At 55.2% G+C, this 417-nt stretch carries 1 pseudogene; it reads right to left on the minus strand.

The annotated features are described in order from the left end of the window. A pseudogene (locus ACTHTK_RS10255) lies at positions 1–417 on the minus strand (hypothetical protein); the annotation flags it as partial.

Consider the following 417-nt stretch of genomic DNA (forward strand, 5'->3'; position numbering starts at 1 on the left):
TTTCAGCTGGCTGTAGTTGACGGCGTCGGTGTCATCGGTACCCGGGGCAACATTGGTGATCTTGTTGCCGGCGGCATTGATGCCTGACTTGGTCACACTCGGGCCACCGGTAATGGTGAGGCCGTCTGAATTCAGTTTGCTGTCGCCTGCAGTCACGCTGTCAACGGTGATGTCTTTGGCCAGTTTAAAGTCAATCTGGTTGTCGGACACGGTGGTGACGATGTTTTTGTCGCTGCTGCGGTAGGCAACGGTTTCGCCCAGTTGGACGTTGTCGTCGTTACCGTTGTCGGCAGCAATGTTCAGACCTTTGGCCACATTGGCGTTGGTTTCTTTCAGCTGACCGTAGTTAACGGCGTCGGTATCGTCGGTACCGGCAGCTACGTTGGTCACTTTGTTGCCGGCGTTGTTCAAACCGTC

This window comes from Neisseria sp. P0006.S009 (assembly GCF_051962915.1).
GTDB classification, from domain to species: Bacteria; Pseudomonadota; Gammaproteobacteria; order Burkholderiales; family Neisseriaceae; genus Neisseria; species Neisseria subflava_E.